The sequence below is a fragment of the Microvirga arabica genome (genome assembly GCF_016811235.1).
GTDB lineage: Bacteria > Pseudomonadota > Alphaproteobacteria > Rhizobiales > Beijerinckiaceae > Microvirga > Microvirga arabica.
This window is the reverse complement of the sequence record NZ_JAFBID010000019.1, coordinates 1-23,638: the sequence shown is the minus strand read 5'-3', so window position 1 is coordinate 23,638 and position 23,638 is coordinate 1. Positions and strand designations below refer to the sequence as shown.

The window sequence follows — 23,638 nt, the reverse complement described above, 5'->3', positions numbered from 1 at the left end:
CCTCAAGTGCGCTCAGGCAGAACCGACAGGCCCGCTGCATCGAACACGTGAAGTGCGCGGGCCGGCACATGGGCGGTATAGGTGCCACCGGGCGTCGCCTCGGTCTCGCCGGGAGCACGGACGATCACATCATCGCCGCTGGCCAGCCGCATATAGACATAGCTCGATTCACCCAACTGCTCCACGGCATCGATGGTGCCCCTGAGAGAGGTAGAATCCGCTCCTCCCACTTCCATGTGCTCGGGCCTGATACCCACCGTCACATGGTCGCCGGGGTTCACGCTGCCGGGTCTCACATCCAGGGTAGCCTCCGTGCCGGCGAAGCCGATGGTGACTTTATTCCCGTCAGTTCGAAGAACTTGTCCCTTGATGAAGTTCATGCGCGGCGAGCCGATAAAGCCGGCGACGAACAGGTTGCGCGGAGAGCGATAAAGTTCCAGCGGCGCCCCGACCTGCTCGATCCGGCCCTGGTTCAGCACCACGATCTTGGAGGCGAGTGTCATGGCCTCGACCTGATCGTGCGTGACGTAGATCATCGTGGCGCCAAGATCCCGGTGCAGCTTGGCAATCTCAAGGCGCGTATTAACCCGCAAAGCCGCATCGAGGTTCGACAGCGGCTCGTCGAAGAGAAAGACGCTGGGATTACGCACGATGGCGCGACCAATGGCGACGCGCTGCCTCTGGCCACCAGACAATTCACGAGGCTTGCGGTCGAGAAGCGGCGTCAACTTCAGGATCTCCGCCGCCTGCCGCACTCGGCGGTCCGCCTCCGCCTTGTCGGTCTTCGCGAATTTCAGCCCGAACGCCATGTTCTTGTAGACGTTCATATGCGGGTAGAGCGCATAGGACTGGAACACCATGGCGATCTTGCGGTCCGCCGGCGGCAGCTCGTTCACCCGCTTTTTGTCAATCCTGATCTCGCCGCCGCTGACCGTCTCGAGGCCCGCGATGATGCGCAGCAACGTGGATTTTCCGCAACCCGACGGGCCAACGAAAACGACGAACTCGCCATCATCCACGGACAGGTTGATGTCGCGCAGGATCTCGGTGGCCCCGAAAGACTTGGCAACTCCGTGGAGGGAAACGTCAGCCATTGCGGTCAGTTCCTGGAAGAAGCTGTCACTTCACAGCGCCGGCGGTGAGGCCGCGCACGAGATAGCGCGAGAAGAGAAGGTAAAGGACAAGAACCGGCGCAATCGCCAGCGTGAGCGACGCGAGCACCGCATTCCAGTCCGTCACGTACTGGCCGATGAACTGCTGCACGCCCAGCGTGATGGTCTGCTTGCCGTCTCCGGGAGCCAGGATCAGCGGAAACCACAGATCGTTCCACACCGGCACCATGGTGAACACCGCCACTGTCGCGATGGCCGGGCTGATCAGCGGCAGGATGATGCTGAAGAAGATCCGGTACTCACTAACCCCATCGCAGCGGGCCGCATCGCGCAGGTCCTTCGGGATCTGCTGGATGAACTCCCCGAGGATCAGGATGGCGAGCGGAAGCCCCTGCGCCACATAGACGAGGATGAGCGCCGTCAGGGTGTTGACGAGATTGAGCTCCACCATCATGCGCAGGATGCTGACGCTGCCGAGACGGATCGGCACCATGATGCCGATGGCGAGATAAAGACTGAGCAGGGTGTTGCCGCGGAAGCGATATTCCGTGAGCGCCCAGGCCGCCATGGCTCCGATGAGCACAATCAGCACAAGGGACACGACTGTCACGGTCAGGCTGTTGAAGAAGTAGAGGCCGAAATCGGAATTGGCGAAAACCCGGTCGAAGCCGATGGTGGTGAAGGTCTGTCCGTTGGGCAGTCCGAGCGGGTCGGCAAAGATCGCCCGGCGCGTCTTGAAGGCGTTGATCAGGATGAGCAGGATTGGGCCGAGCGCCAGGATCGTGTAGAGGATCAGGGCGATGTGAACGGCGATGCGGCCAGGTCTGATGGTCATGGTCCCTGCCCTCTCAGAACGTATGCCGCTGCAGCCGCCGCTGCACGCCGAAGAGGTAGATCAGCACGCCGATCAGGATGATGACCAGCATGGCGGTCGCCACCGCCGCCCCCATGGTCGGGCTGCCGACCTGGAGCTGGAAGCCGAAGAAGGTACGGTAGAAGAAGGTGCCGAGAATGTCGGTGGAGAAATTCGGGCCGGCCAGTGCGCCCTTGATCGCATAGATCAGATCGAAGGCGTTGAAGTTGGCAACGAAAGTGAGGATCGACACGACGCCGAGCGTCGGCAGGATGAGCGGCAGACGCACGAACCAGAACACGCTGAACGGCCCTGCCCCGTCGACGGTCGCGGCATCGAGGAGGTCGTCGGGAATGTTCAGGAGCGCCGCATAGATCAGCATCATCGGTATGCCGACGAACTGCCACACCGAAATGAGCGAGACCGTCAACAGGGCGGTCGATTCCTGCCCCAGCCAGGGACCGAAGAGGCTGCCGAGCCCGACGGCCTTCAACAGGCTCGGCGCAATGCCCCAGAGCGGGTTGAGCATGAGCTGCCAGATGAAGCCGATGATGACCACGGACAGCATGGTCGGCAGGAAGATCAACGTGCGGTAGACGCTGCCGCCCGTCAGCCGTGGCAGGCTGAGCAGCATGGCCAGTCCTAGCCCAATCCCGTTCTGCACCACCATGTGGATGGCGAAGAAAATCAGGTTGTTGGTGAATGCGTTCCAGAACTGGCCCGACCAGTTGGGATCCGTCAGAAGCGTATAGAAGTTCTGGAGGCCGACGAAGCTGCGCGCGCCGGTCTCATCGCCAGCATAGAGGCTCAGTCGGATGGTATCGACCAACGGATAGATCGAGAACAGCGTGTAGATCGCCAGCGCAGGGGCGAGAAACACCACGATATGGATCGGGAACCGCGAACGGGCCGGGACCACGTCCGTCGACTGCACGTGTGAGGCCGTGAGATCCGTCATGCTGCCCTAAAAACTGAGTAGGATAAGAGCGGGCCACCCGGATGAGTGGCCCGCTTCAGTGCTTCACTTACTTCTTGTGCGGCTCATACCAGCTGGCAAGCCCGTCCTGGGCCTTCTTGGCCGCCTCTTCGGGCTTCATGCTGCCGTTCATCACCTGAGCGCTCACGTTCCAGAGCTCGTTCTCGAGATTCGGCGTGCCGCGGGACAGGATCTGGTAGGAATTGCGGATCGAGCTCTCGCAGGTGCCGCGCCAGCCGACGAACTTAGCCGCCACCGGATCCTTCACGTCCACCTTCGCCTTGGAGAGCGGGAAGAAGCCCGGCAGTTCGTTGGCGTAGATTTCGGCGAATTCAGGCGATGCCACCCAGGACAGGAAGGTCTTGGCGGCTTCCATGTTCTGAGACTTGGCGTTGATGCCGATGGCGATGTCCGTGTGATCGCTGATGTAGCACTTGTCGCCGGCATTCACCACGGGCGGCGCGAAGGCGTCGAACTCGAAATCGGCCTGCTTGCGGAAGATCGGCACGTCCCAGGAGCCCGCCGGATAAATGGCCGCACGGCCCAGGGTGAACAGGTTCTGCGTATCCGGATATTTCTGCGCCTTGTAGCCGTCGCCCATATAGGGCGCCCAGCTCGCCAGCTCCTTGAACGCATCCACATAGGGCTTGTCGGTGAACTTCTGCTTGCCCTCGATGAGCGCCTTGCGGCCCTCCTCGCCCTTCCAGTAGTTCACGCCGATGTTCTGGAAGCCCATGGTAGCGGCTTCCCATTGATCGGCCGTACCCATGGCGATGGGCGTGTACTTGCCGTCGGCCTTGATCTTGTCGAGCACCGCGTGGAACTCGGCCATCGTCTTGGGCGGTGTGAGCTTCAGCTCGTCGAAGATCTCCTTGTTGTAGACGAAGCCGTGGATCACCGAAGCCATCGGCATGCAGAAGGTGGTCTTGCCGTCGTCCGTGGACCAGGCGCTCTTCGCTACGTCGGAGAAGTTCTCGAGACCCTTCACATCGTTGACGGAAACGAGGTTGCCCTTCTTGAACAGGTCGAGGGACGCATCGAAAGGCCGGCAGGTGATGAGGTCTCCGGCCGTCCCGCCGGCAAGGCGCGCGTTGAGGGCCGCGTTGTACTCGGTCGGCGGATCGGCCTTGAACTGCACCTTGATGTTCGGGTGCTTCTTGTTGAAGGCCGGAATGATCTTGGTGTTCCACACATCCGCATCGTCGTTGCGCCAGCTCTCGATGGTGAGGGTCTGGGCCGAGGCAGCATTGGCGAAAGCCAGAGCGGCAGCGACGACGGATGCCGTCGCCAGCAGCTGTCCCGCACGGCGCCGGAAAGCCTTCGAATGGAGATTCTTCATTGTCTTCGTCCTCCGTAACCCGAAGGCGGCTCCGAGGCGCGCCTTACGAGCATGTTCCCTTTTGTTGCCCCGTGCCCATTATGTGCATTCTTGTGCGTCCCAGCAGGCAGCCATGACTGTTTCACTGGTCGATGCGTTGGACAAGTGACCTCATATTGGTATCGACAAAATTCAAAGACAACTCCCCTTCGGCTGGATCCTCCGGAAATTGCCGGCTTCCGTCCGCGCTCTCAACGATCCGCATCCGCAGGGCAGGTGCACAAGGCTCCAGGCAATGCGGCTACCGCCCCTTCCCGAACTGGACATTAAGTGGCATGGTGCCGTCCGAATGTCCGATCTTGAGATCCATCCACGCATGACCGACCTCCTGTTCCTCGGCATCGATGGCGGCGGCACCAAGTGCCGGGCGCGTCTGCGCAATGCGCAGGGCGATCTGCTCGGGGAAGGAACGGGGGGCCCATCCAATATCCGTCTCGACCCGGATCTAGTCTGGAACTCAATTCTGACAGCATGCCGCGAAGCTCTGTCCCAGGCAGGGCTTCAGGAGAACGACCTCGGCCGGATTCATGCCGGCATGGGTGCCGCAGGTGCGGGCCAGACCAGCGCGGTCGAGCGCCTGCTGGCCCGCTCGCATCCCTTCGCATCCTTCGAGATCGACACGGATGCCCACACCGCCTGGCTCGGCGCCTTCAACGGAGGCGATGGGGCGATTCTCATCGTCGGCACCGGCTCCTGCGGCTACGGCGGCGTGAGTGGCCAATGCCATTATGTCGGGGGCTGGGGATATGAGGTATCGGACGAGGGCAGCGGGGCCGCCATTGGGCGGGAACTCCTGCGCCGCTGCATCTGGGCTCATGACGGTCGCGCGCCTTCGACCCCGCTCTCGGATGTAGTGCTGGCCGAGTTCAAGAACGATCTCGAGATCCTGGTCGACTGGGTCGGTAAGGCCCGGCCGAGCGATTTCGGACGCTATGCCCCGCTCGTCCTCGACTATGCCGAACGGCGGGACCCCCTCGCCATCGACCTCGTTGCGGACGCGGCCGCCGGCTTGGGCCTGATTGCCACGCGCCTCCTCGATCTTGGCGCCCCGGCCATCTGCCTCTTCGGCGGCTTGGCCGAGCCTATGCGCCGCTGGCTCCCGCCCCCGGTCCAGCGGACCATTGTGGCTCCCATGGCCGATGCGGTCGACGGCGCCATCCTGCTCGCGCGCATGGCCGTGACGGGGAGGCCCACATGAGCGATCAATCCGGCGAGGCCCTGTCGCTTCTCCCCCTCAACGAGGCCAATCCGACGCCCCTGTACCTTCAGCTGCAGCAATCCATCGAGGAGGCGGTGCGAAAGGGGGCGCTCAAGGCCGATGCCGCGCTGCCGGGAGAGCGGGATCTCGCCAAGCAGCTCGGCATTTCGCGCGTGACCGTGCGCAAGGCCATCACGGGACTTGTGCAGAAGGGCGTGCTCGTCCAGCGCTGGGGCTCGGGCACCTTCATCGCGCAGCAGATGCGGCTGGAGCAGCCCCTGTCCCGCCTGTCGAGCTTCACGGACGACATGCTGGCCCGCGGCCTCAAATCCTCGGCCGTGATGCTCAGTCAATCGACCGGGCCAGCCTCGACGGACGAGCTGATGGCGCTCGGTCTCTCGCCCGGCGATCGGGTAAGCCGCGTCAATCGCCTGCGCCTGGCGAACGGCATTCCCATGGCGATCGAGAACGCCGTCCTCCCGTCACGCGTTCTGCCGGATCCGTCTCTTGTGCAGCAATCCCTTTATGCTGTGCTGCATGAAAAAGGTTTCATGCCGGCCCGCGCCCTGCAGCGCCTCCATGCGGTGCTCCTGAACGAGGAACAGGCCTCGCTCCTCGGCGTTCCGCCCCAGAGCCCCGCGCTCTATATCGAGCGCCGCTCCTTCACGGCCACCGGTGAAATGGTCGAGTTCACCTCATCCTACTACCGGGGCGATGCCTATGATTTCGTGGCTGAGCTGACCATCAGCCAGCCCGACCGGATGCACAATGATGACACCTGACACGAACAGCGCTGTTTCCACCGTCACGGCCATGCTGCGCGAAGCGCAGGAGGCCCCGCAGGTGGTCGCATCCCTGCTCGATGCCAATGCGCCCCTCTGCCGTGATCTCGGCGAGCGCCTGCGCGCCTCACCTCCGCCTTTTGCCGTGACCTGCGCGCGCGGCAGCTCGGACAATGCGGCGACCTTCGTCAAATACCTGCTCGAGATTCATTCCGGTCTTGTGACCGCCTCCGTCGGCCCCTCGGTGACATCCGTCTACGAGGCGCGTCCGCGCATGCGCGATGCGCTGTTCCTCGCTGTGTCGCAATCGGGCCGCAGCCCCGACATCCTCAATCTCGCCCAGGCCGGGCGCGATGACGGCGCGCTGACGGTCGCCCTGGTGAACGACACCTCCTCGCCGCTCGCCTCCACCTGCGAGGTGGTGCTGCCGCTTCACGCGGGACCCGAGAAGAGCGTGGCTGCCACCAAATCCTTCATCGCCGCACTGGCAGCTGGCCTGCAGCTCGTCGCCCATTGGTCGCAGGATCAGGATCTGCTCAACGCGCTCGACACGCTGCCGGACGTTCTCGCCAAGGCCTCGGCCGTCGACTGGTCGTCCGCGCTACCTCTCCTGTCGGATGCCGACAACCTCTTCGTCGTCGGACGCGGGGTAGGCTTTGCGGTCGCTCAGGAAGCGGCCCTCAAGCTCAAGGAGACATCGGGCGTGCATGCGGAAGCCATGAGCGCCGCCGAGCTGATGCACGGCCCCTGGACCTTGGCCGGCGACCACTTCCCGATCTTGGTGCTCAGCCAGCAGGACGAGACCCTGAGCGGCGTGAACGATCTCGTGACGAAGCTGAACGAACAAGGCGTTCCTGTCGTGGTTGCGGGTGCGGCGGAAGGCCCTTCTGCCGTCATGCTGCCGCCCGTCGAGGGCGTGCATCCCTATCTCGCGCCGATCGCCCTCATCCAGAGCTTCTATCCCCTCGTAAACGCCGTTGCGCTGGCGCGTGGGCGCGACCCTGACAGCCCGCCGCGGCTGCGCAAGGTGACGGAGACCGTCTGATGGCCCTTGCTCTGACCGGCGCCCGCATTTTCGACGGGTCGCACATGCTCGACGGCCGCGCGGTCGCGATCGAGAACGGCCGCATCGTCGGCGTGCCGCATGAGCGCGATCTCAGTGCCGGAATCGAACGCCGCGCAGTGAGCGGCTTGCTTGCTCCCGGCTTCATCGACGTTCAGGTCAATGGCGGCGGCGGCGTTCTCTACAATGATGTGCGCTCTGTCGAGGGCATCGAGAAAATTGCGCAGGCTCACCGGGCCTACGGTACCACCGGCCTCCTGCCGACCTTCATTACCGACACGCGTGAAACGATGGCGGAAGCGGTCGAGGCCATGCGGCAAGCTCTGGCAGCTCGCATTCCCGGCGTTCTCGGCATCCATGTCGAGGGCCCCTTCATCAGCCCCGAGCGCAAGGGCGTGCATAATCCTGCCTTCATGCGCCCGATGGAGGAAGAGGACATTGCGATCCTGTCCTCGCTGAAGGAGGGCCGCACCCTGGTGACGCTGGCGCCCGAGCGCAACAGCATGCAGTCCATCGCGCGGCTCGCCTCGGCCGGCGTGCTGATCTGCGCCGGGCATACTGCGAGCGACTACGCCACCGTCATGGAAGCCACCCGCCACGGCCTGCGCGGTTTCACGCATCTCTTCAACGCCATGCCGCCGCTGGCCGGCCGCGATCCAGGCCCCGTGGGCGCGGCGCTCGACAGCCATGACACCTGGTGCGGCCTCATTGTCGACGGCCATCATGTGAGCGACGCCGCCTTGCGCGTTGCAATTGCCGCCAAGGGCACGGAGCGGATGATGCTCGTGACCGACGCCATGTCGGTGACCGGCACGGATTTGACGAGCTTCGAGCTCCATGGCCGCACGATCTACCGCAAGGACGGCCGGCTCACCACGGAGGACGGAACGCTCGCAGGCTCCGACCTCGACATGGCGAGCGCCGTGCGCAACAGCGTCGAGCGCTTAGGGCTTGCCCTGCCGGACGTGCTCCGGATGGCATCCCTCGTGCCGGCGAGCTTCTTGCGGCTCGATCACGAACTCGGCCGCATTGCGCCAGGCTATCGGGCCGACCTCGTTCTTCTCGACGAAAACCTGCAGGTGCGGCAGACTTGGATCGAGGGGCAAAGCGAATAAGGGAAATCTTCGATGAGCGCGCAGCGGGTTCTGGTCGTCGGTCTCGGCAATATGGGTCTGTCCCATGCCCTCGCCTATGCGCGCATCGACGGCTACGAGATCGCCGGGCTCTGCACGCGCAACATCGATTCTATGGAACTTCCCGAGGCTCTGCGCGGGGCTCCACGGTTCAGCGATTTCGAGGAAGCGCTGACGGCGACAAAGCCGGACGTGGTGTCGATCAACACCTGGTCGGTCACCCATGCGCCCTACGCCATCCGGGCCATGGAGGCAGGCGCCCATGTTTTCGTGGAAAAGCCCCTCGCTGATACCGTTGAGGATGCGCAACGGGTCGTCGATACGGCCATGCGCACCGGGCGCAAGCTCGTCATCGGCTACATCCTTCGCCATCACCCGTCCTGGATCAAGTTCATCGAGATTGCCCGGACGCTCGGCACCCCGCACGTCTTCCGCATGAACCTCAATCAGCAATCGAGCGGCGCCGCCTGGGAGGCCCACAAGCGGCTGCTGCAATCTCTGTCACCCATCGTCGATTGCGGCGTGCATTATGTGGACGTCATGTGCCAGATCACCAGGGCAAAGCCCATGCATGTTCACGGCGTCGGCACGCGCCTGACGGAGGACATGCCGGCCGGCATGTACAATTACGGCCACCTCCACGTGACCTTCGATGACGGCTCGGTCGGCTGGTACGAGGCCGGCTGGGGCCCGATGATGAGCGAGACGGCCTATTTCGTGAAGGACGTGATCGGGCCGAAGGGCAGCGTCAGCATCGTCATGGCCGAGACGGTGGGCGACATCCGCTCCGACGACATTAATGCCCACACGAAGACCAACCAGATCCTGCTTCACCATGCAGCGCTCAAGGACGATGGAAGCTTCGCGAAGACTGACGAGCGGATCAGCACCACGGACGAGCCGGATCACGATGCTCTTTGCGAACGCGAGCAGCGTTATCTTCTGCGGGCGATCCAGGAGGATCTCGACCTGACGGATCATATGAACGATGCTGTCCGGTCGCTCCGCATCGTGCTCGCGGCCGACGAGGCGGTGCGGACGGGCCGAGTGGTGACGCTCTGAGGCGTCAGCCCTTCACGTAGAAGACAAAGCTGCGGCTTTTTCCGGCGAACTCCCGGTCGTATTCCCGCTCCACATGCCAACCGTGGCGCTTATAGAAGCGACGGGCCGCATGGTTATCTCGGAAGCATTCGAGGCTTCGCCCTCCTCGCCGTTCCGCCTCCTTCAGGAGAAGCGCGCCACCTCCCCTGCCGCTGGCAACGGGATCCATGAACAGCATGTCGATATGTCCGTCCGTCATGAGCAGAAAGCCGACAGACCTACCGTCCGAGACGGCCACCAGCATGTGTTGCCAGGAGGAGGAAAACCTCTCAGCAAAGAACGTTTCATTCCGGCCCTGGAGCACCTCCGCTTCCAGGATTTCTGCAAAGGCAGCACGGTAGGACCGCTCGGCCACGGCCGCGAGAGCCTGAACGTCGTCGGCTCCGGCAGACCGTACGATCACGGTTGTCCTCTCAGTCGCGGATCAAGGGTGTCACGCAGGGCATCGCCTAGGAGATTGAAGCCGAAGGACAGGAACAGGATGGCGAAGCCTGCGAAGATCGCGCTCCAGGGGGAGAGCATGAGGAAGTTGCGCCCTTCCGACAGCATCAAGCCGAGGGACGGCGTCGGCGGCTGTGTCCCGAGGCCGAGGAACGAGAGCGAAGCTTCCACCAGGATAGCTGCGGAGAGCAGCAGGCTTGTCTGGACCAAAATCACGGAGGCGAGGTTCGGCAGGATGTGCAGGAAGATGATGCGGGCGTCGGACGCGCCGATGGCGCGCGCGCCGGCCACGTATTCGCTCTCGCATAGCACCAAAGCCGGGCCGCGCAAAAGCCGGGCGAAGATCGGCGTATAGACCACCGCGATGGCGGCGGCGGCGCTATAGGTATGCGGCCCGAGCACCGCGATGATGCCGATGGCGAGCAGCATGACCGGGAAGGCGAAGAGCACGTCCATGATGCGCATGATGATGCGGTCGAGCCATCCACGGTAGTAGGCGGCCACGAGCCCGAGGGTGCCTCCAATAAGAAGTGCGATCCCAACGGCGAGCAGGCAGGCGATAAGCGAGGTGCGGTAGCCGTAGAGAATGCGGGTCAGCACATCGCGACCCAGCTGGTCGGTGCCAAACCAGTTCAGTTCGGTCGGCGCGCGCAGACGCCGCACCACGCTCTGCGCCATAGGATCGTAGGGCGCGAATAAAGGTGCGCCGAGGGCGAGGATGATCTGGATCGCCACCAGGACGACTGCGAAGGCGAGAAGCTTGTTTCGGGCTAGGCGCTGCACGGCTTCAGGCCCTCACGCGGGGGTCGACCACGATGTAGAGAAGGTCGACAAGAAAGTTCACGAGCACAAAGCCTGCCGTGACCACCAGGATGGTGGCCTGGATCAGCGGGTAGTTGCGCTCGGCAATGGCTCCGAGAATGAGTCGGCCGAGCCCCGGAATGGCGAAGACCTGCTCGACCACGATGGCGCCGCCGAGCAGATAGCCGGTCATGATGCCGACGCTGGTGAGAAACGGGATCAGCGCGTTGCGCAGGGCATGCTTGTAGACGACCTTGCGCTCGGCCAAGCCCTTGGCGCGTGCGGTGCGGACATAGTCCTGCCCCAGCGCATCGAGCATGGCCGAGCGCACGAGACGCGAAAGATTGGCGAGGATCGGCAGTGCCAGGGCGATGGCCGGCAGCGTCATTCGCTGGAGGTTGCCGATGGGATCTTCGGAGAAGGGCACATAGCCGAGCGACGCGAAGCCCGGCGCCCAGGCGGCGAGAAGCAGGATCAGCACGATCCCGAGCCAGAAGGAGGGGATCGTCAGGCCGGCGATGGCCGTCACCCGCATCGCCACGTCGGCTGCACCGCCGCGGGTCTGGGCCATCAGGCAGCCGACGGGCACCGCCAGCACGGCGCCGATGAGGAGCGCCAGGAAGGTGAGCTCCAGCGTCGGCCACAAGTGCAGGAGAATCTCACCGGCAACGGGCCGGCCCGTCCATAACGATGTGCCGAAGTCGCCACGCAGCGCAGCGCCCGCCCAGAGCAGGTACTGCTCGACGATGGGGCGGTCGAGACCGACGCGGCGGTTGAGCTCCGCCATGCGCTCGGGCGTGATCTCGGTGTTCGCCCCCAGCATGATCGCCACCGCGTCGCCCGGGATCAGGCGGATCATCAGAAACACGATGATCGACACGCCGAACAGGACGATGACGAGATCGATAAGGCGGGCGAGCAGAACTCGGTTCATACAGAGAGGCTCTCAAAATACGCCCCGGCGCCGCATCTGTGGCGCCGGGACAATCGTCGGCTCTTAATAGGAGGCGTTGCGCAGCAGCATGAGCGAGCGGTTCGGCATCACGTCATAGCCTTGCAGCTTGCTGTTCATGGCCGAGAACAGGGTACCGTAGGTGAGATGCGCCGCAGGGCCGGAGCAGGCGAGCTTCTGCTGCACCTTGTCGTACGCCGTCTTGCGCGCTGCCTGATCCTGCTGGCTGCGTGCCTGGTCGAGCAGGCTGTCGATCTCCGCGTCCGAATACTTGAACACATTGGTCGATCCGCCCGTGCGGAAGGTGCGGTAGAAATACTCGTCCGGATCCGGCTGGCCGGCATTGATCGAGGCGAACATGTCGAAGTTGCTGTTGCGCCAATCCTGGATGAACTGGCCCTGCTCCTGGTTGACCAGTTCAACCTTGAAGCCCGCCTTGTTCAGCTGCTCCTGCACCACCTGGGCGATGTCCTTCACGTCCTGACGCGGCAGAACCTTCAGGGTGACGGCGACAGGCGTCGTGACGCCCGCCTCCTTCAGGAGCGCCTGGGCCTTGGCCAGATCGGGCTTGTAGCAGGCGAACTGGTTCACATCGAGCGCCCAGGATCTCAGGGCCGGTGACAGCGGACCGCCCGGAACGCCGGCGCCGAAGAGGGCCGCATCCACGATCTCCTGGCGATTGATGGCGTAGTTCACCGCCTCACGCACCTTGGCATTGTCGAAGGGCGGCTTCGACACATTCATGCCGATGAGCGTGTAGGCGAGATCCATAGTTTCGGCGAGCTTCACGTTCGGCTTGCCCTTGAGCTGCAGGGCCGTCGCCGCATCGATGTTGGGCAGCAGCGCATACTGACCGTTGCTTAAGCCCACCTGACGGGTGGCCGATTCAGGCACGATGTTGAACTTGAGCCCGGCGAGCTTCGGCAGGCCCTTCTCCCAATAGGCATCGTTCTTGGTCAGAAGGATGAAGCCGTTGGGCTGCCACTCCTGGAATTTGAACGGCCCTGTGCCGACCGGTGCCTTCTGCAGGGCATCCTTGTTGGCTTCCATGGCACTCGGCACAATGGCGATGGTGGCAAGCGACGAGAGCAGCGCCGCGGACGGCTCCTTGAGCTTCAGCTCCACGGTCTGGGGATCGACCGCATTGGCGCTCTCCACCGCCGCCAAGCGGCTCGCCAGAGGAGAGGCGATGTCCTTGCTCTGCACGCGCTTGATGGAGGCTACCACGTCCTCCGCGTTCATGTCGGAGCCGTCGTGGAATTTCACGCCCGAGCGCAGCTTGAAGGTATAGGTCTTGCCGTCCGGCGCGACCGTCCATGACTCGGCGAGGCCTGGAACGGTCTTCAGGTCCTTGTCGATGGCCGTGAGGCCCTCATAGATATTGCCGTTCACCACCATGAAGCTCGGGAACGCGGTGATGAGATGCGGGTCGAGGCCGGTCGGCCCATTGTCCGCACCGATTTCCAGAATCTGAGCCGAGGCGGAAGCCATTGCCGCCACCATGAAACCTGCGCCGATTGCGCCGCGCAGTGCTGACCTGACCATACGTCTATTCCTCCCTTGGAAGCCGCAGACCATTTTATAGGCCATCGCCGCGAACCTGTCATGGTCCAATATCATACCACTCTGGACCGTCTTCTCGGCTGTGCTATGGTCGCGACAGACAGTAAGGCCGGAGAAACAGATGTCGGATCGTTCCATCGTCAAAGCCATCGGGGTAATCAGCGGCACATCGATGGATGGGATTGACGTCTCCATGGTCGAGACGGATGGCGATACGGTCGTGAAGCCGGGGCCGGGCCGGACCTTCTCCTATCCGAATGATTTGAGGAAAACCCTTCAGGCTTTAATTGCCGAGCCGGCACGGGCCCAGAGCGAGCCACTGGAGGATCTCGAGCAGGCCGTGACCGAGGCGCATATCGCGGCCATCCGGCGCTTCATGGCGGAGACCGGGATTGCGGCCGCAGAGGTCAAGCTCATCGGCTTCCATGGCCAGACAGTCTATCACCGGCCGGAGATCCGCTTCACGCGTCAGCTTGGTCTTGGCGACAAGGTCGCCGAGGCGCTCGGCATCGATACGGTTTATCGCTTCCGCCATGCGGATGTCGCGTCAGGCGGGGAAGGTGCTCCGTTCGTTCCCCTCTACCACCGCGCGCTCGCCAGCAACCTCCAGCAGCCGATCATGATCCTCAATCTCGGCGGCGTCGGAAACGTCACCTATATCGACGGTGATGTGGTGATCGCCTTCGATACCGGACCGGCCAGCGCCCTGCTCGATGATTTCGTGCTGCGCCGCCGCGGCTTAAGCTTCGACGAGAACGGGCAGCTCGCTGCCTCCGGCACGGTGGACGAGGCACTCGTTGCCGCGTTCATGCAGAACCCGTTCTTTGATCGCCCAGCGCCGAAATCTCTCGACCGCCAGGATTTTCACGCTCGCGCCAAAGGCGTGGAAGCGCTCTCGGATGAAGACGGCGCGGCGACCCTGGCGGAATTCACGATTCAATCCGTTGTCGCGGCTTTGCGCCATGTACCGCGCGCGCCGCAGCGCTGGCTGGTCACCGGCGGTGGACGGCGCAACGCCCATTTCATGAAGCGCCTGCATGAGGAACTCGGCGTCGCCGTCGATCCGGTTGAATCCGTAGGCTGGGACGGCGATTTCCTTGAAGCGCAGGCCTTCGGCTATCTTGCCGTGCGGTCGACCCTCGGTCTGCCCTTAAGCCTGCCGACCACGACCGGCGTGCCGCACCCAATGCCTGGCGGCGAACTGCACCGGGCGGCGTGAGACATTGATGCCTCTGACTGATCTGATCGACAAAGTCTTCGCACCCGCCGCCAACTCGATTGAGAACGGCAACATTCCCGGCGCGGTTCTTGGGCTCGTGACCGCAAATGGCGCGCGCGCTGTGCGATGGGCAGGCTATGCGCAGATCGAGCCAGTTCGCGAAAATGTTTCCCGTGCAACATGGTTCGATCTCGCCTCACTCACCAAAGTGATCTTCACGACCACGCGCGTTCTGCAATTGGTCGAGGAAGGCCGGGTCGCCCTCGACGATCCGTTGGTCAACGTCATTCCGGATCTTCGCCAGTACGATATGAACGCGGCGGAGCGGCGCCTCACCTTCCGCCAGTGCTTGGCGCACCAGACGCATCTGCCGGCCGTGGAGCCGCTCTACACCTATGGGCAGGATCCGAACACGCTGCGCGCCTTCGTCCTGCAGCGCGTCTGGCAGCCAGGACCGCCTGTCTATTCTGATATCAATTACATCCTGCTCGGCATCGCCATCGAGCGCATTACCGGGCAGGCGCTGATCGAACAGCCGCTTCCTGAACGCTTCTCGTTCCGGCCCGATCCGAAACACTGCGCCGCAACCGAGAAGGACACTTGGCGCGGGCGCGTCATCCGCGGCGAGGTGCATGACGAGAACGCCTTCGCGCTCGGCGGCGCCTCAGGCCATGCGGGCCTGTTCGGCACCATCGACGGCGTGCTCGACTTCGCCCGTTCGCTCCTTGACGGCTCGGGGCTGTCGCCCGACTCCATCAAAGCGATCCGCACACGGGAATCCGAGAAGCGGACCGTGGGCTGGGAGGCCTTCTATCCTGGCTGGCACGGCGGCGATGCCTGCTCGCCGGACACCATCGGCCACACGGGCTTCACCGGCACCGGATTGTGGATCGACTTCGAGCGCGGGCTTGCCTGGTCGCTCCTCACCAACCGGGTCCATCCAAGCCGACACAAGGACAGCGGGATCCTTGCCCTTCGCCGTGCAACGGGTGAGCAGGTGATCGCGTTGTTCGATCAGATCGGATGACTTTAAGGATGCCAACAGAAAGTTGATGACCGGTCTCTTTCAGAACCTCGCAGGCAATTGTTGCCGGCCACAACTGGTCCTATACTGGTCTGGAAGAAAGTTGGCATAATGGCGACAGAACATTTCAGTACCCGCTACCAAGACCTCGACACATGGCCGAGCTTCGATGTGCTCTCGGCCTTTCTAGAGGGACAGCTCTCCGCCGTCGCCGCCGTCAGGCCTGCTCTCCCGGCGATTGCTTCCGCCGCGGAAGAGGCGGTGCCCCGTCTACGCCGTGGCGGTCGTTTGGTGTATGCGGGCGCCGGAACCTCGGGCCGCATCGGCGTTCAGGACGGAACCGAGTTGCCGCCGACCTTCAACTGGCCCGACGACCGCATCGTCTACCTGATCGCCGGCGGTGAAGGCGCCATCATGCAGGCGGTTGAGAATGCCGAGGATTCGGTTGAGGACGGCATCGCGGGCATTCGCGACAACACCATCGGACCCGACGATGTGGTGATCGGCGTGGCTGCCAGCGGCCGAACACCGTTCACCATCGCGGCCCTCAAGGAGGCGGCGGCGCGCGGAGCCCAGACCATCGGCATTTCCAACAATCCCGACACGCCGCTGCTGGAAGTCTGCTCCCATCCGATCCTGGCCGACACAGGCGAGGAGGTGGTGGCCGGCTCGACCCGCATGAAGGCCGGCACGGCGCAGAAAGTCATTCTCAATCTGCTCTCGACCCTGATCATGGTGCGGATGGACCGGGTCTACCGCGGCCTCATGGTCAACATGCGCGCGACGAACGCCAAGCTGCGCCGCCGCAGCGAGATCATGGTCATGCAGATCACCGATTGCGACGAAGCCACGGCAACGGATGCCATCTTGGAGGCTGGCGGCGACCTGAAGACTGCCGTGCTCATCGCCATGGGCGCCAGCCCGGCGGAGGCGCAGGGCGCGCTTGAGCGCCACGACGGCAATCTGCGCAAAGCCCTGGCGGATCTCCCCAAGACGTCCTAACAAAAAGGTCGACTTGAAAGCTGGCACTCACAAGAAGGCAGCGGGCGCATGGGGCTGGGGCTGGGCATCGATGCGGGCGGAACCGCCACGCGCTGGCGGCTGGCGGATACGCAAGGCCAGTGCGTCGCGCAGGGCTCCGTTGCTCCCCTGACCGGCCACCTCTTTTCCGCCGCCGCGGAAGAGCGCGCCCGGCAGATCGTCCTCGATATGGCGCAGGCGGTGCTGAAAGTGGGAAAGCCGCTGGGCATCATCGCGGGCATCACGGGGCTCACCCGCGAGACTCCGGCCGAGGCCACCATGCGGGCCATGTTCGCGGAGACCTTCGAGCTGTCGCCCGACAAGGTCTTCGTCGCGGAGGACATGTGGATTGCCTATCTGGCTTATTTTGAGCTGGGCGAAGGCATCCTGGTCTATAGCGGCACCGGCTCCATCGGCTACTACCTGTCCGAGGACAAGCAGGTGATCCGGGTCGGCGGGCGCGGCAACCTCATCGACGACGGCGGCTCCGGCTTCTGGATCGCCCGCGAGGCGCTCAAGGCCATCCTGCGCACCGAGGAGGAAAGCCCCGGCGCGGGCTGGGCCTCGACGCTGGGCACCTGCCTGGCTCGGGCGCTTGGGGGGACCGATTGGAACGTGGTCCGCTCCTTCGTCTATGGCGGCGACCGGGGCAAGATCGGGTCGCTCGCTCGCGCCGTGGGTGAGGCGGCCTATGCCGACGACGGCACGGCTCTTCGCATCCTCAGAGAGGCCGGCGAGGAGCTGGCTCGTCTCGCCAATGCCCTCATCAAGCGCCTCGGGCCCCGGCCGGTGGCCCTGGTGGGCGGCAGTGCGCGCCTCCACCCGGTCGTCTCGAGCGCCTTCCGCAAAGGGCTCGTCGCTCCCGTCGAGTTCATCGCGACCGATCTGGACGCGGCCCTGACGGCGGCCCGCCTGGCCGCAACCCTCAACAGGGCCTGAGAAACCGCCAAGCCCAAAGGCGGATCCCGCACGGCTTGCCTATTCATTCCCGCTCGTCCAAGACTCGGGCGGCGAATCCAGCGGGACGATGACGAACGATGCATGCTCTCTTTGTCGGACAGACCTATATCGACGTGACCTTCCTGGCGGACGAGTTGCCGACCGGGGACGAGAAGACCGTGGCGCGGGATTATGCGATCTCGTTCGGCGGCAATGCGGTCACGGCGGCCTTTGCCTGCGCCAAGCTGGGACTGCCGCCCGACCTGCTGACCTCGATTGCCGATGACTGGCTCGGCCGCATGTTCATCGACATGGCGGCGAAATACGGCATCTCGGTCCATCACCGGAAGGTCCACGAGTCGTCCCTGTCCTTCATCATGCCGCGCGGCGGCAAGCGCGCCATCGTGCGCTGCCGCGACGACCATTACCTACACCCCGTCCCGCCGCTGAACCTGCAGGGCTGCAAGGCCCTCCACCTCGATGGACACCAGGCCGATGCCGCCATGCACTACGCCAGGGCGTGCCGCGAGGCGGGCATCCTCACCTCGCTGGATGGCGGGGGCCTGCGCTCCAACACCCATGAGCTTCTGGAATTCATCGATGTGGCCATCGTGGCCGAGCGCCTGTGCGAGCAGATGGATCTGACCCCGGCCGGCATGCTGGGATATCTCAAGAGCCGCGGCTGCAAGATCGGCGGCGTGACCTTGGGCGAGCGTGGCCTCGTCTGGTACGACGAGACCGGCCAGGAAGGGATTCTGCCCGCCCTCGACGTTCCGGGCGACAAGGTGGTGGACACCAACGGCGCCGGCGACATCTTCCATGGCGCCTATGTCTATTCCGCCATGGCCCGACCCGAACTGCCCTGGCGCGAGCACTTCATCTTCGCCCGCGGGGCCTCGTCCCATGCCATCCAGCATCTCGGCAACGAGGCGAGCCTGCCGACGATCGCCGACATCGCGCAGGTGCAGGCGCAATATCCTGAGAAAGCGGCATCCAGGACCTTGCTGGACGATTCGGATACGGCTGGAAAAAGCAAGCTGACGGCTTAGAATATAATTACGTCGACAATATCGTCATGGTACTGGCGCCTCTCCTTGATGTGCCTTTGTAAAGGATGTCTGCGTGAGTCCCTCTCAGCCCTGGGCCTATGGACTGGATGAAATTCGCCTCCAGGGAGGAGTGGAAGGGTTCAGCCGGGAGGCTCTGTCCGAGCTTCTGGAGAACGTTCCGCTGGCCATCGCCGTGACCCTTGGGGCCGACCAGCAATTTGCTTTTGCAAACCGCCTGTTCCGGTCAGCCCTGTCTGTTCCCGATGAGGACATTGTTGGCCGGACCGTGTCCGAGGTCATGGGTGAAAAATACACCCCTGAGCTTTGGGCTTTGCGGGAGAAGGTGTTTCAAACCGGCGAGCCGCAGGAGCTGAAGGACCATCCCCTCGTGCTCACGCCCGGCACGACCACCTATTGGGACATCAAGCTTCTACCGGTTCGCGATGGCGGCGATCAGATCAGCGGCATCCTGGCTCTGGCAGCCCATGTGACCGAGCGGGTCAGGGCGCGCGGCGATGCCGAGCTCAAAGCCCGCGAAGCTGCGCTTCATAATGAGCGCTTGGCGCTTGCCGTCGAGGCGACGGAGATGGGTCTGTGGGAATGGAACGCGCAGACCGGCGAGACCTTCTGGTCGGACCGGCAGAAGGAGATCTTCGGCCTGCCCAAGACCAAGCCCGCAACCTATGAGTTCTGGCACTCGGCCATTCACCCGGAGGACCGCGAGCACGTGGTGAGCAGCGTCGGATCTTTAAGCGATCCTCGCTCGGGAGGGCAGCTCCAGGTCGAACACCGGATCATCCGTCCTGACGGAGAAATCCGCTGGATTCTCAGCCGCGGCCGCATGCTCTACGAGATTGTCGACGGCGAATTGAAACCCGCCCGCGTTCTCGGAACGATCATCGACATCACCGAGCGTCGGAAGAGTGAGGAGATCCGGCAGCTGCTGGTGCAGGAGCTCAACCATCGGGTCAAAAATCTCTTTGCCATGACGAGCGGCATGATCGCCCTGACGGCCCGGATGGCGGAGACGCCGAAGCAGATGGCGGCCGCCCTGCGCGGGCGCATCGAGGCCCTGGCCCGCGCCCATGAGCTGATCCGACCAGCCATCACGGGCAGCGAGCCGACCGACGGAGAAACCTCGGTTGAAGAGATCGCCCAGGCGATCCTGGCGCCGCACATCAACCAGGATGCGCCCTCACCGATGACCCTCGAAGGGCCGCCGGTGCGGGTCGGCCCAAAGGCCGCGACGATCCTGACGCTGGTGCTGCACGAGTTGGCCACCAATGCGTCGAAATACGGCGCCCTCTCGGTGCCCGAGGGCCGCCTGAGGATCACCTGGGTGCGCGGCGCGATGCTCACGCTCACATGGCAGGAGGAAAACGGGCCCGCCATCCACGGTGTGCCGAGCGCGGAAGGGTTCGGCTCGAAGCTCGCGCGCCGGAGCGTGACGGACCAGCTCGGCGGCGCCATCGCCTATGACTGGCGCGCGGAAGGCCTGCAGGTGCGCATCGACCTGCCGCTGAGCCAGTTGGAAGCATAATTTAGAGGTGTCATTCCCGGCCGGAGATGGCGCAGCCATCGCAGGGGAAGGGTATCCATAGCGTGGCGCGCGTGAGTGGATCCCCGGAACAAGTCCGGGGATGACGGGATGCTTGCGCTTTACGCCGCCTTCTTCTGATAGTCCTTCACGTCCGAGAACTGGATCGCCTTGTAGCGATCCACCTCGTATTGAAGGTTGAACTGGTTCGGCGCCATGAACACGGGCGCGTCGTCGAGATCGCGCGCCATGGACGACAGGTGGCTCTCGATGAACTTGTCGAGCTCCCGCGGATCGTCCGCCGTGATCCAGCGGCAGATGGAGAAGCGCGTCGGCTCGTAATCGATCGGCAGGCCGTATTCCGCAGCCAAGCGCTCTTTCAGCACGTCGAGCTGCAGCGCGCCGACCACGCCCACGATGGCCCCGGAACCGTCCTGCGGCACGAAGAGCTGCACCACGCCTTCTTCGGCCATCTGCTGCAGGGCCTCGCGCAGCTTCTTCGCCTTCATGGCATCCTGCAGCTTGATGCGGCGCAGGATTTCCGGTGCGAAGCTCGGCACGCCGCGGAAGACGATGTCTTCGCCCTCTGTCAGCGTATCGCCAATGCGCAGCGTTCCATGGTTCGGGATGCCCACCACGTCACCGGCCCAGGCCTCGTCCGCAATGGCGCGATCCTGCGCGAAGAAGAACTGCGGCGAGTTCAGGCTCATGGGCTTGCCCGTGCGCACGAGCTTCGCCTTCATGCCGCGTTGGAGTTTTCCTGAGCAGATGCGCATGAAGGCGATGCGGTCGCGGTGGTTCGGATCCATGTTGGCCTGGATCTTGAACACGAAGCCCGACATCTTCGGCTCGCTCGCCTCGACAAGACGCTTGTCGGCCTCCTGGCCGCGCGGCGGCGGCGCGTATGCGGCCAGCGCATCGATAAGGTCGCGCACGCCGAAATTGCGCAAAGCCGAGCCGAAGAACACCGGCGTGAGATGACCTTCGCGGAAGGCCTGCAGATCGAAGGGCTTGCAGGCCTCCTGCGCGAGCATCACCTCCTCCTGCCACGCATCCGCCTCTTCCGGTGGCAGCAGGCTCATCAGCTTCGGATCGTCAGGACCGGAGACGGGTGTCGGCTCCTCGTCCGTGTCGATGCGGCGAACCACGTTGCGGCGCAGGTCGAAGGTGCCGGCAAAGCTCCGGCCCTGGCTGATCGGCCAGGTAACGGGCGCGGTGTCGAGCGCCAGCGTCTTCTCGATCTCGTCGAGCAGGTCGAAGGGGCTGCGCGCCTCGCGGTCCATCTTGTTGATGAAGGTGACGATCGGGATGTCGCGCATGCGGCACACCTCGAACAGCTTGCGGGTGCGCGCCTCGATGCCCTTGGCCGCGTCGATCACCATGATGGCGGAATCGACCGCCGTGAGCGTCCGGTAGGTGTCCTCCGAGAAGTCCTCGTGGCCCGGCGTGTCGAGCAGGTTGAAGACGCAATCGCCATACTCGAAGGTCATGACCGAAGTCACCACCGAGATGCCGCGCTCCTTCTCGATGCCCATCCAGTCGGACCGGGTCGAGACACGGTTCTTCTTCGCCTTCACCTCGCCGGCAAGCTGGATCGCGCCCCCGAACAGCAGCAGCTTCTCGGTGAGCGTGGTCTTGCCCGCGTCCGGGTGGGAGATGATCGCAAAGGTTCGGCGGCGGCCCACCGGGGCCGGAAGATCGGTCATGGTTTTCAAAAATTCTCTGGGATCGACATGGGGGACAGAACGCCGCAGCGCCCTGCCCTTTCGCTGGGCTCTTCTCACCCCATATGGGGGTTTCCCGTCAACAACGAAAGGAGGTGATCCAGTGTCTCATTGTCATACCCTACGGTCCCCGGTTGCCGTGACCTGGATCTTGGCCTCTGCCGAGATTGGTGCGTAACGCACGTCAAGGAACGGCTCCTTAAGGGCCGTGGAACCGACAATGGAAAGGCCGCCCCCTGGGGCGGCCTTTCTTGTTTTCAGGCGCTGAGCAGCTTGCCGGTGCGCTTGGCCGTGGTGCCCGCCACCTTGGCCAGCCGCATGCCCTTGGTGGCGAAGCGCTGGGCGATCCGGGCGAACATCACGCCGTCGCAGGGCGCCTTGGCCTGGGCCAGAGCGCCGGTCAGCGGATCGATAACATCGGCAATGACATCGCCGACCTTCACCCGAGCCCCGATCTCGGCCTTGAAGACCAGGATGCCATAGGCCGGCGCCTGGACCGGCTCGGAGGCTGCGAGCGGGGTGGCCCGGCACAGGGGCTCCGGCACCTGCGGCGCCTCGCCGGCAATGGCACCGCGCAGGATCAGGTAATCGACAATTGCCGCCGCATCGGCTTGCCCGGTCTCGTGGCTCACGTCTCGCTCGCCCCGGAACTCCAGGGTCGTGGAGTGGCAGCCGAAGGGGATCGGATGATCCGGAAAGCGGTCCGCCAGTTCCGCCCAGGGGCGGCTGCAGGCCTCATCAAAAGGCTCGTCGCCCGACACATCCGCCAGCAGATACGCATGAGCGCCGATCAGCGCGGAAAGCGGCGCGAAGGCCTCCTCAGAGCGGGTATGGGTGTAGAGATGCACCACGGCCTCGGCATCGCAATGCATGTCGAGCACGATGTCAGCCTCCTGAGCAAGGCCGAGCAGGGCCTTCTTCATCGCCTCGGCCGGGTTGGACGGCTCCCAGGCCTCACACTCCGCCCGCAGCGCCTCGCGGATGAGTTGCACATTCGCTTCGCCATCGTCCGTGAGCTTGCCGTCGATGCGATCAGTGACCTTCGGCATGAGATCGGGATAGCCGCGGTTGAAGTTGATGCCGTCGGAAAGATTGAAGCGCCCGATATGGTCGCCCAGCACCCTTTGCGCCAGGCCGATGGGATTGGCCGAGGGCACGAGCACGATCTCGCCCTTGATCCGGCCATCGTTCTCGAGGGCGATGAGGCGCTCGCGCAGGTGATGGGCCGCGATCATGCCGGGGATCTCGTCCGCATGGAGCGAGGCCTGGACATAGATGCGCGGACGGGCGCCCTCCAGGCCGAAGCGCTGGACGGTCAGGGAGAGGTCGGCTCCGGGAGCCAGCGGAGCAAGGGCGATCTGTTCTGTTCTCATCATCCATCAGCGGGTTGGAGCGCCGTCGGGTTCATGTGCTCGACCGGCGCGTTTGCGGCAGGCCCTTCAGGTAGCCCTCCACCCCTGCGAGGGGAAGACGAAGCGCTCGGGATTCGTCACGATAGCGGCCAGGCCTTGCAGGGCCGGCTCGGGATTGACGATGGCGTACACGGGTACCTTCCGAGCCCATTCGTCATGGGGCGCCTTGCGGTCGAAGGCCTCGCGGAAGCTGCCGGCCTGGAGGATGTCGATCATCCGGGGCGCAATGCCGCCGGCGATGAAGACGCCACCGGAGGATTCGAAGGTGAGCGCGAGGTCGCCGCCGAAGCGCCCGAGGAACCGCGCGAACAGGTCCAGGGCATCCTTCGCCAGAGGGTCTCCCTCGCGGGCTGCGGCCAGA

At 64.1% G+C, this 23,638-nt stretch carries 22 protein-coding genes; 11 read left to right on the top strand and 11 right to left on the bottom strand.

Annotated elements, in window-relative coordinates; genetic code table 11:
* Positions 1–2: 2 nt before the first annotated feature.
* The 4 genes from JQC81_RS12090 to JQC81_RS12075 form a co-directional block, all read right to left on the bottom strand.
* Positions 3–1,094: an ABC transporter ATP-binding protein gene (locus JQC81_RS12090; protein ID WP_203272062.1), complete on the bottom strand. Its 1,092-nt coding sequence runs from the start codon at positions 1,092–1,094 to the stop codon at positions 3–5.
* A gap of 25 nt (positions 1,095–1,119) precedes the next feature.
* Positions 1,120–1,947 (bottom strand): carbohydrate ABC transporter permease, encoded by an 828-nt coding sequence (locus JQC81_RS12085; RefSeq protein ID WP_203272061.1) that lies wholly within the window; start codon positions 1,945–1,947, stop codon positions 1,120–1,122.
* Positions 1,948–1,960: 13 nt separating this feature from the next.
* Positions 1,961–2,923 (bottom strand): carbohydrate ABC transporter permease, encoded by a 963-nt coding sequence (locus JQC81_RS12080; protein ID WP_210347147.1) that lies wholly within the window; start codon positions 2,921–2,923, stop codon positions 1,961–1,963.
* A 67-nt stretch (positions 2,924–2,990) separates the two neighbouring features.
* Positions 2,991–4,280, bottom strand: coding sequence for an ABC transporter substrate-binding protein (locus tag JQC81_RS12075; RefSeq protein WP_203272060.1), 1,290 nt, complete (start codon positions 4,278–4,280; stop codon positions 2,991–2,993).
* A 328-nt stretch (positions 4,281–4,608) separates the two neighbouring features.
* Here JQC81_RS12075 and JQC81_RS12070 point away from each other — a divergent pair, with 328 nt between their 5' ends.
* Genes JQC81_RS12070 through JQC81_RS12050 form a run of 5 tightly spaced genes read left to right on the top strand, consistent with a single transcriptional unit; the run spans position 4,609 to position 9,557 of the window.
* Positions 4,609–5,517 (top strand): glucosamine kinase nucleotide-binding domain-containing protein, encoded by a 909-nt coding sequence (locus JQC81_RS12070; RefSeq protein WP_246520380.1) that lies wholly within the window; start codon positions 4,609–4,611, stop codon positions 5,515–5,517.
* Positions 5,514–6,299 (top strand): GntR family transcriptional regulator, encoded by a 786-nt coding sequence (locus tag JQC81_RS12065; RefSeq protein WP_203272059.1) that lies wholly within the window; start codon positions 5,514–5,516, stop codon positions 6,297–6,299. The genes JQC81_RS12070 and JQC81_RS12065 overlap by 4 nt, the downstream gene beginning before the upstream one ends.
* Positions 6,289–7,344 (top strand): SIS domain-containing protein, encoded by a 1,056-nt coding sequence (locus JQC81_RS12060; protein WP_246520379.1) that lies wholly within the window; start codon positions 6,289–6,291, stop codon positions 7,342–7,344. Before JQC81_RS12065 ends, JQC81_RS12060 begins: the two co-directional genes overlap by 11 nt.
* Positions 7,344–8,477 (top strand): N-acetylglucosamine-6-phosphate deacetylase, encoded by a 1,134-nt coding sequence (gene nagA, locus JQC81_RS12055; protein ID WP_203272057.1) that lies wholly within the window; start codon positions 7,344–7,346, stop codon positions 8,475–8,477. Before JQC81_RS12060 ends, nagA begins: the two co-directional genes overlap by 1 nt.
* Positions 8,478–8,489: 12 nt before the next feature.
* Positions 8,490–9,557 (top strand): Gfo/Idh/MocA family oxidoreductase, encoded by a 1,068-nt coding sequence (locus JQC81_RS12050; RefSeq protein WP_203272056.1) that lies wholly within the window; start codon positions 8,490–8,492, stop codon positions 9,555–9,557.
* A gap of 4 nt (positions 9,558–9,561) precedes the next feature.
* On the opposite strand, the gene JQC81_RS33095 is transcribed toward JQC81_RS12050, so the two are convergent.
* From JQC81_RS33095 to JQC81_RS12030, 4 genes are all read right to left on the bottom strand, one after another.
* Entirely contained in the window at positions 9,562–9,999 is a 438-nt protein-coding gene (locus tag JQC81_RS33095) for a GNAT family N-acetyltransferase (RefSeq protein ID WP_203272055.1), read from the bottom strand.
* Positions 9,996–10,820, bottom strand: a complete 825-nt coding sequence (locus tag JQC81_RS12040; RefSeq protein WP_203272054.1) for an ABC transporter permease — start codon at positions 10,818–10,820, stop codon at positions 9,996–9,998. Before JQC81_RS12040 ends, JQC81_RS33095 begins: the two co-directional genes overlap by 4 nt.
* A 4-nt stretch (positions 10,821–10,824) precedes the next feature.
* Positions 10,825–11,772 (bottom strand): ABC transporter permease, encoded by a 948-nt coding sequence (locus JQC81_RS12035; RefSeq protein WP_203272053.1) that lies wholly within the window; start codon positions 11,770–11,772, stop codon positions 10,825–10,827.
* 63 nt (positions 11,773–11,835) lie between these two features.
* Complete coding sequence (locus JQC81_RS12030; protein ID WP_203272052.1) at positions 11,836–13,335, bottom strand: ABC transporter substrate-binding protein; 1,500 nt, start codon at positions 13,333–13,335, stop codon at positions 11,836–11,838.
* A 139-nt stretch (positions 13,336–13,474) separates the two neighbouring features.
* Here JQC81_RS12030 and JQC81_RS12025 point away from each other — a divergent pair, with 139 nt between their 5' ends.
* The 6 genes from JQC81_RS12025 (at position 13,475) to JQC81_RS12000 (ending at position 20,144) form a co-directional block, all read left to right on the top strand.
* Positions 13,475–14,572, top strand: a complete 1,098-nt coding sequence (locus JQC81_RS12025) for an anhydro-N-acetylmuramic acid kinase (RefSeq protein WP_203272051.1) — start codon at positions 13,475–13,477, stop codon at positions 14,570–14,572.
* A gap of 7 nt (positions 14,573–14,579) precedes the next feature.
* The gene (locus tag JQC81_RS12020) at positions 14,580–15,599 is read left to right on the top strand and encodes a serine hydrolase domain-containing protein (protein WP_203272050.1); all 1,020 of its coding nucleotides are present in this window, start codon (positions 14,580–14,582) and stop codon (positions 15,597–15,599) included.
* Between the two features lie 108 nt (positions 15,600–15,707).
* Positions 15,708–16,598, top strand: coding sequence for an N-acetylmuramic acid 6-phosphate etherase (locus JQC81_RS12015; protein WP_203272049.1), 891 nt, complete (start codon positions 15,708–15,710; stop codon positions 16,596–16,598).
* Between the two features lie 48 nt (positions 16,599–16,646).
* Positions 16,647–17,555 (top strand): N-acetylglucosamine kinase, encoded by a 909-nt coding sequence (locus tag JQC81_RS12010; RefSeq protein ID WP_203272048.1) that lies wholly within the window; start codon positions 16,647–16,649, stop codon positions 17,553–17,555.
* 98 nt (positions 17,556–17,653) lie between these two features.
* Complete coding sequence (locus JQC81_RS12005; RefSeq protein WP_203272047.1) at positions 17,654–18,604, top strand: sugar kinase; 951 nt, start codon at positions 17,654–17,656, stop codon at positions 18,602–18,604.
* Between the two features lie 73 nt (positions 18,605–18,677).
* A complete protein-coding gene (locus JQC81_RS12000; RefSeq protein WP_203272046.1) occupies positions 18,678–20,144 on the top strand; it encodes a sensor histidine kinase in 1,467 nt (488 codons plus the stop codon).
* A 119-nt stretch (positions 20,145–20,263) separates the two neighbouring features.
* Here JQC81_RS12000 and JQC81_RS11995 read toward each other — a convergent pair whose 3' ends face one another.
* The 3 genes from JQC81_RS11995 to JQC81_RS11985 form a co-directional block, all read right to left on the bottom strand.
* Positions 20,264–21,847 carry a peptide chain release factor 3 gene (locus JQC81_RS11995; RefSeq protein ID WP_203272045.1) on the bottom strand — a complete coding sequence of 528 codons (1,584 nt, stop codon included), beginning with the start codon at positions 21,845–21,847 and terminating at the stop codon, positions 20,264–20,266.
* Positions 21,848–22,122: 275 nt separating this feature from the next.
* A complete protein-coding gene (locus tag JQC81_RS11990; RefSeq protein WP_246520378.1) occupies positions 22,123–23,238 on the bottom strand; it encodes a succinylglutamate desuccinylase/aspartoacylase family protein in 1,116 nt (371 codons plus the stop codon).
* A 66-nt stretch (positions 23,239–23,304) separates the two neighbouring features.
* Positions 23,305–23,638, bottom strand: a 334-nt coding sequence (locus JQC81_RS11985) for a glucokinase (protein ID WP_203272043.1), incomplete at its 5' end; no start/stop codon positions are given.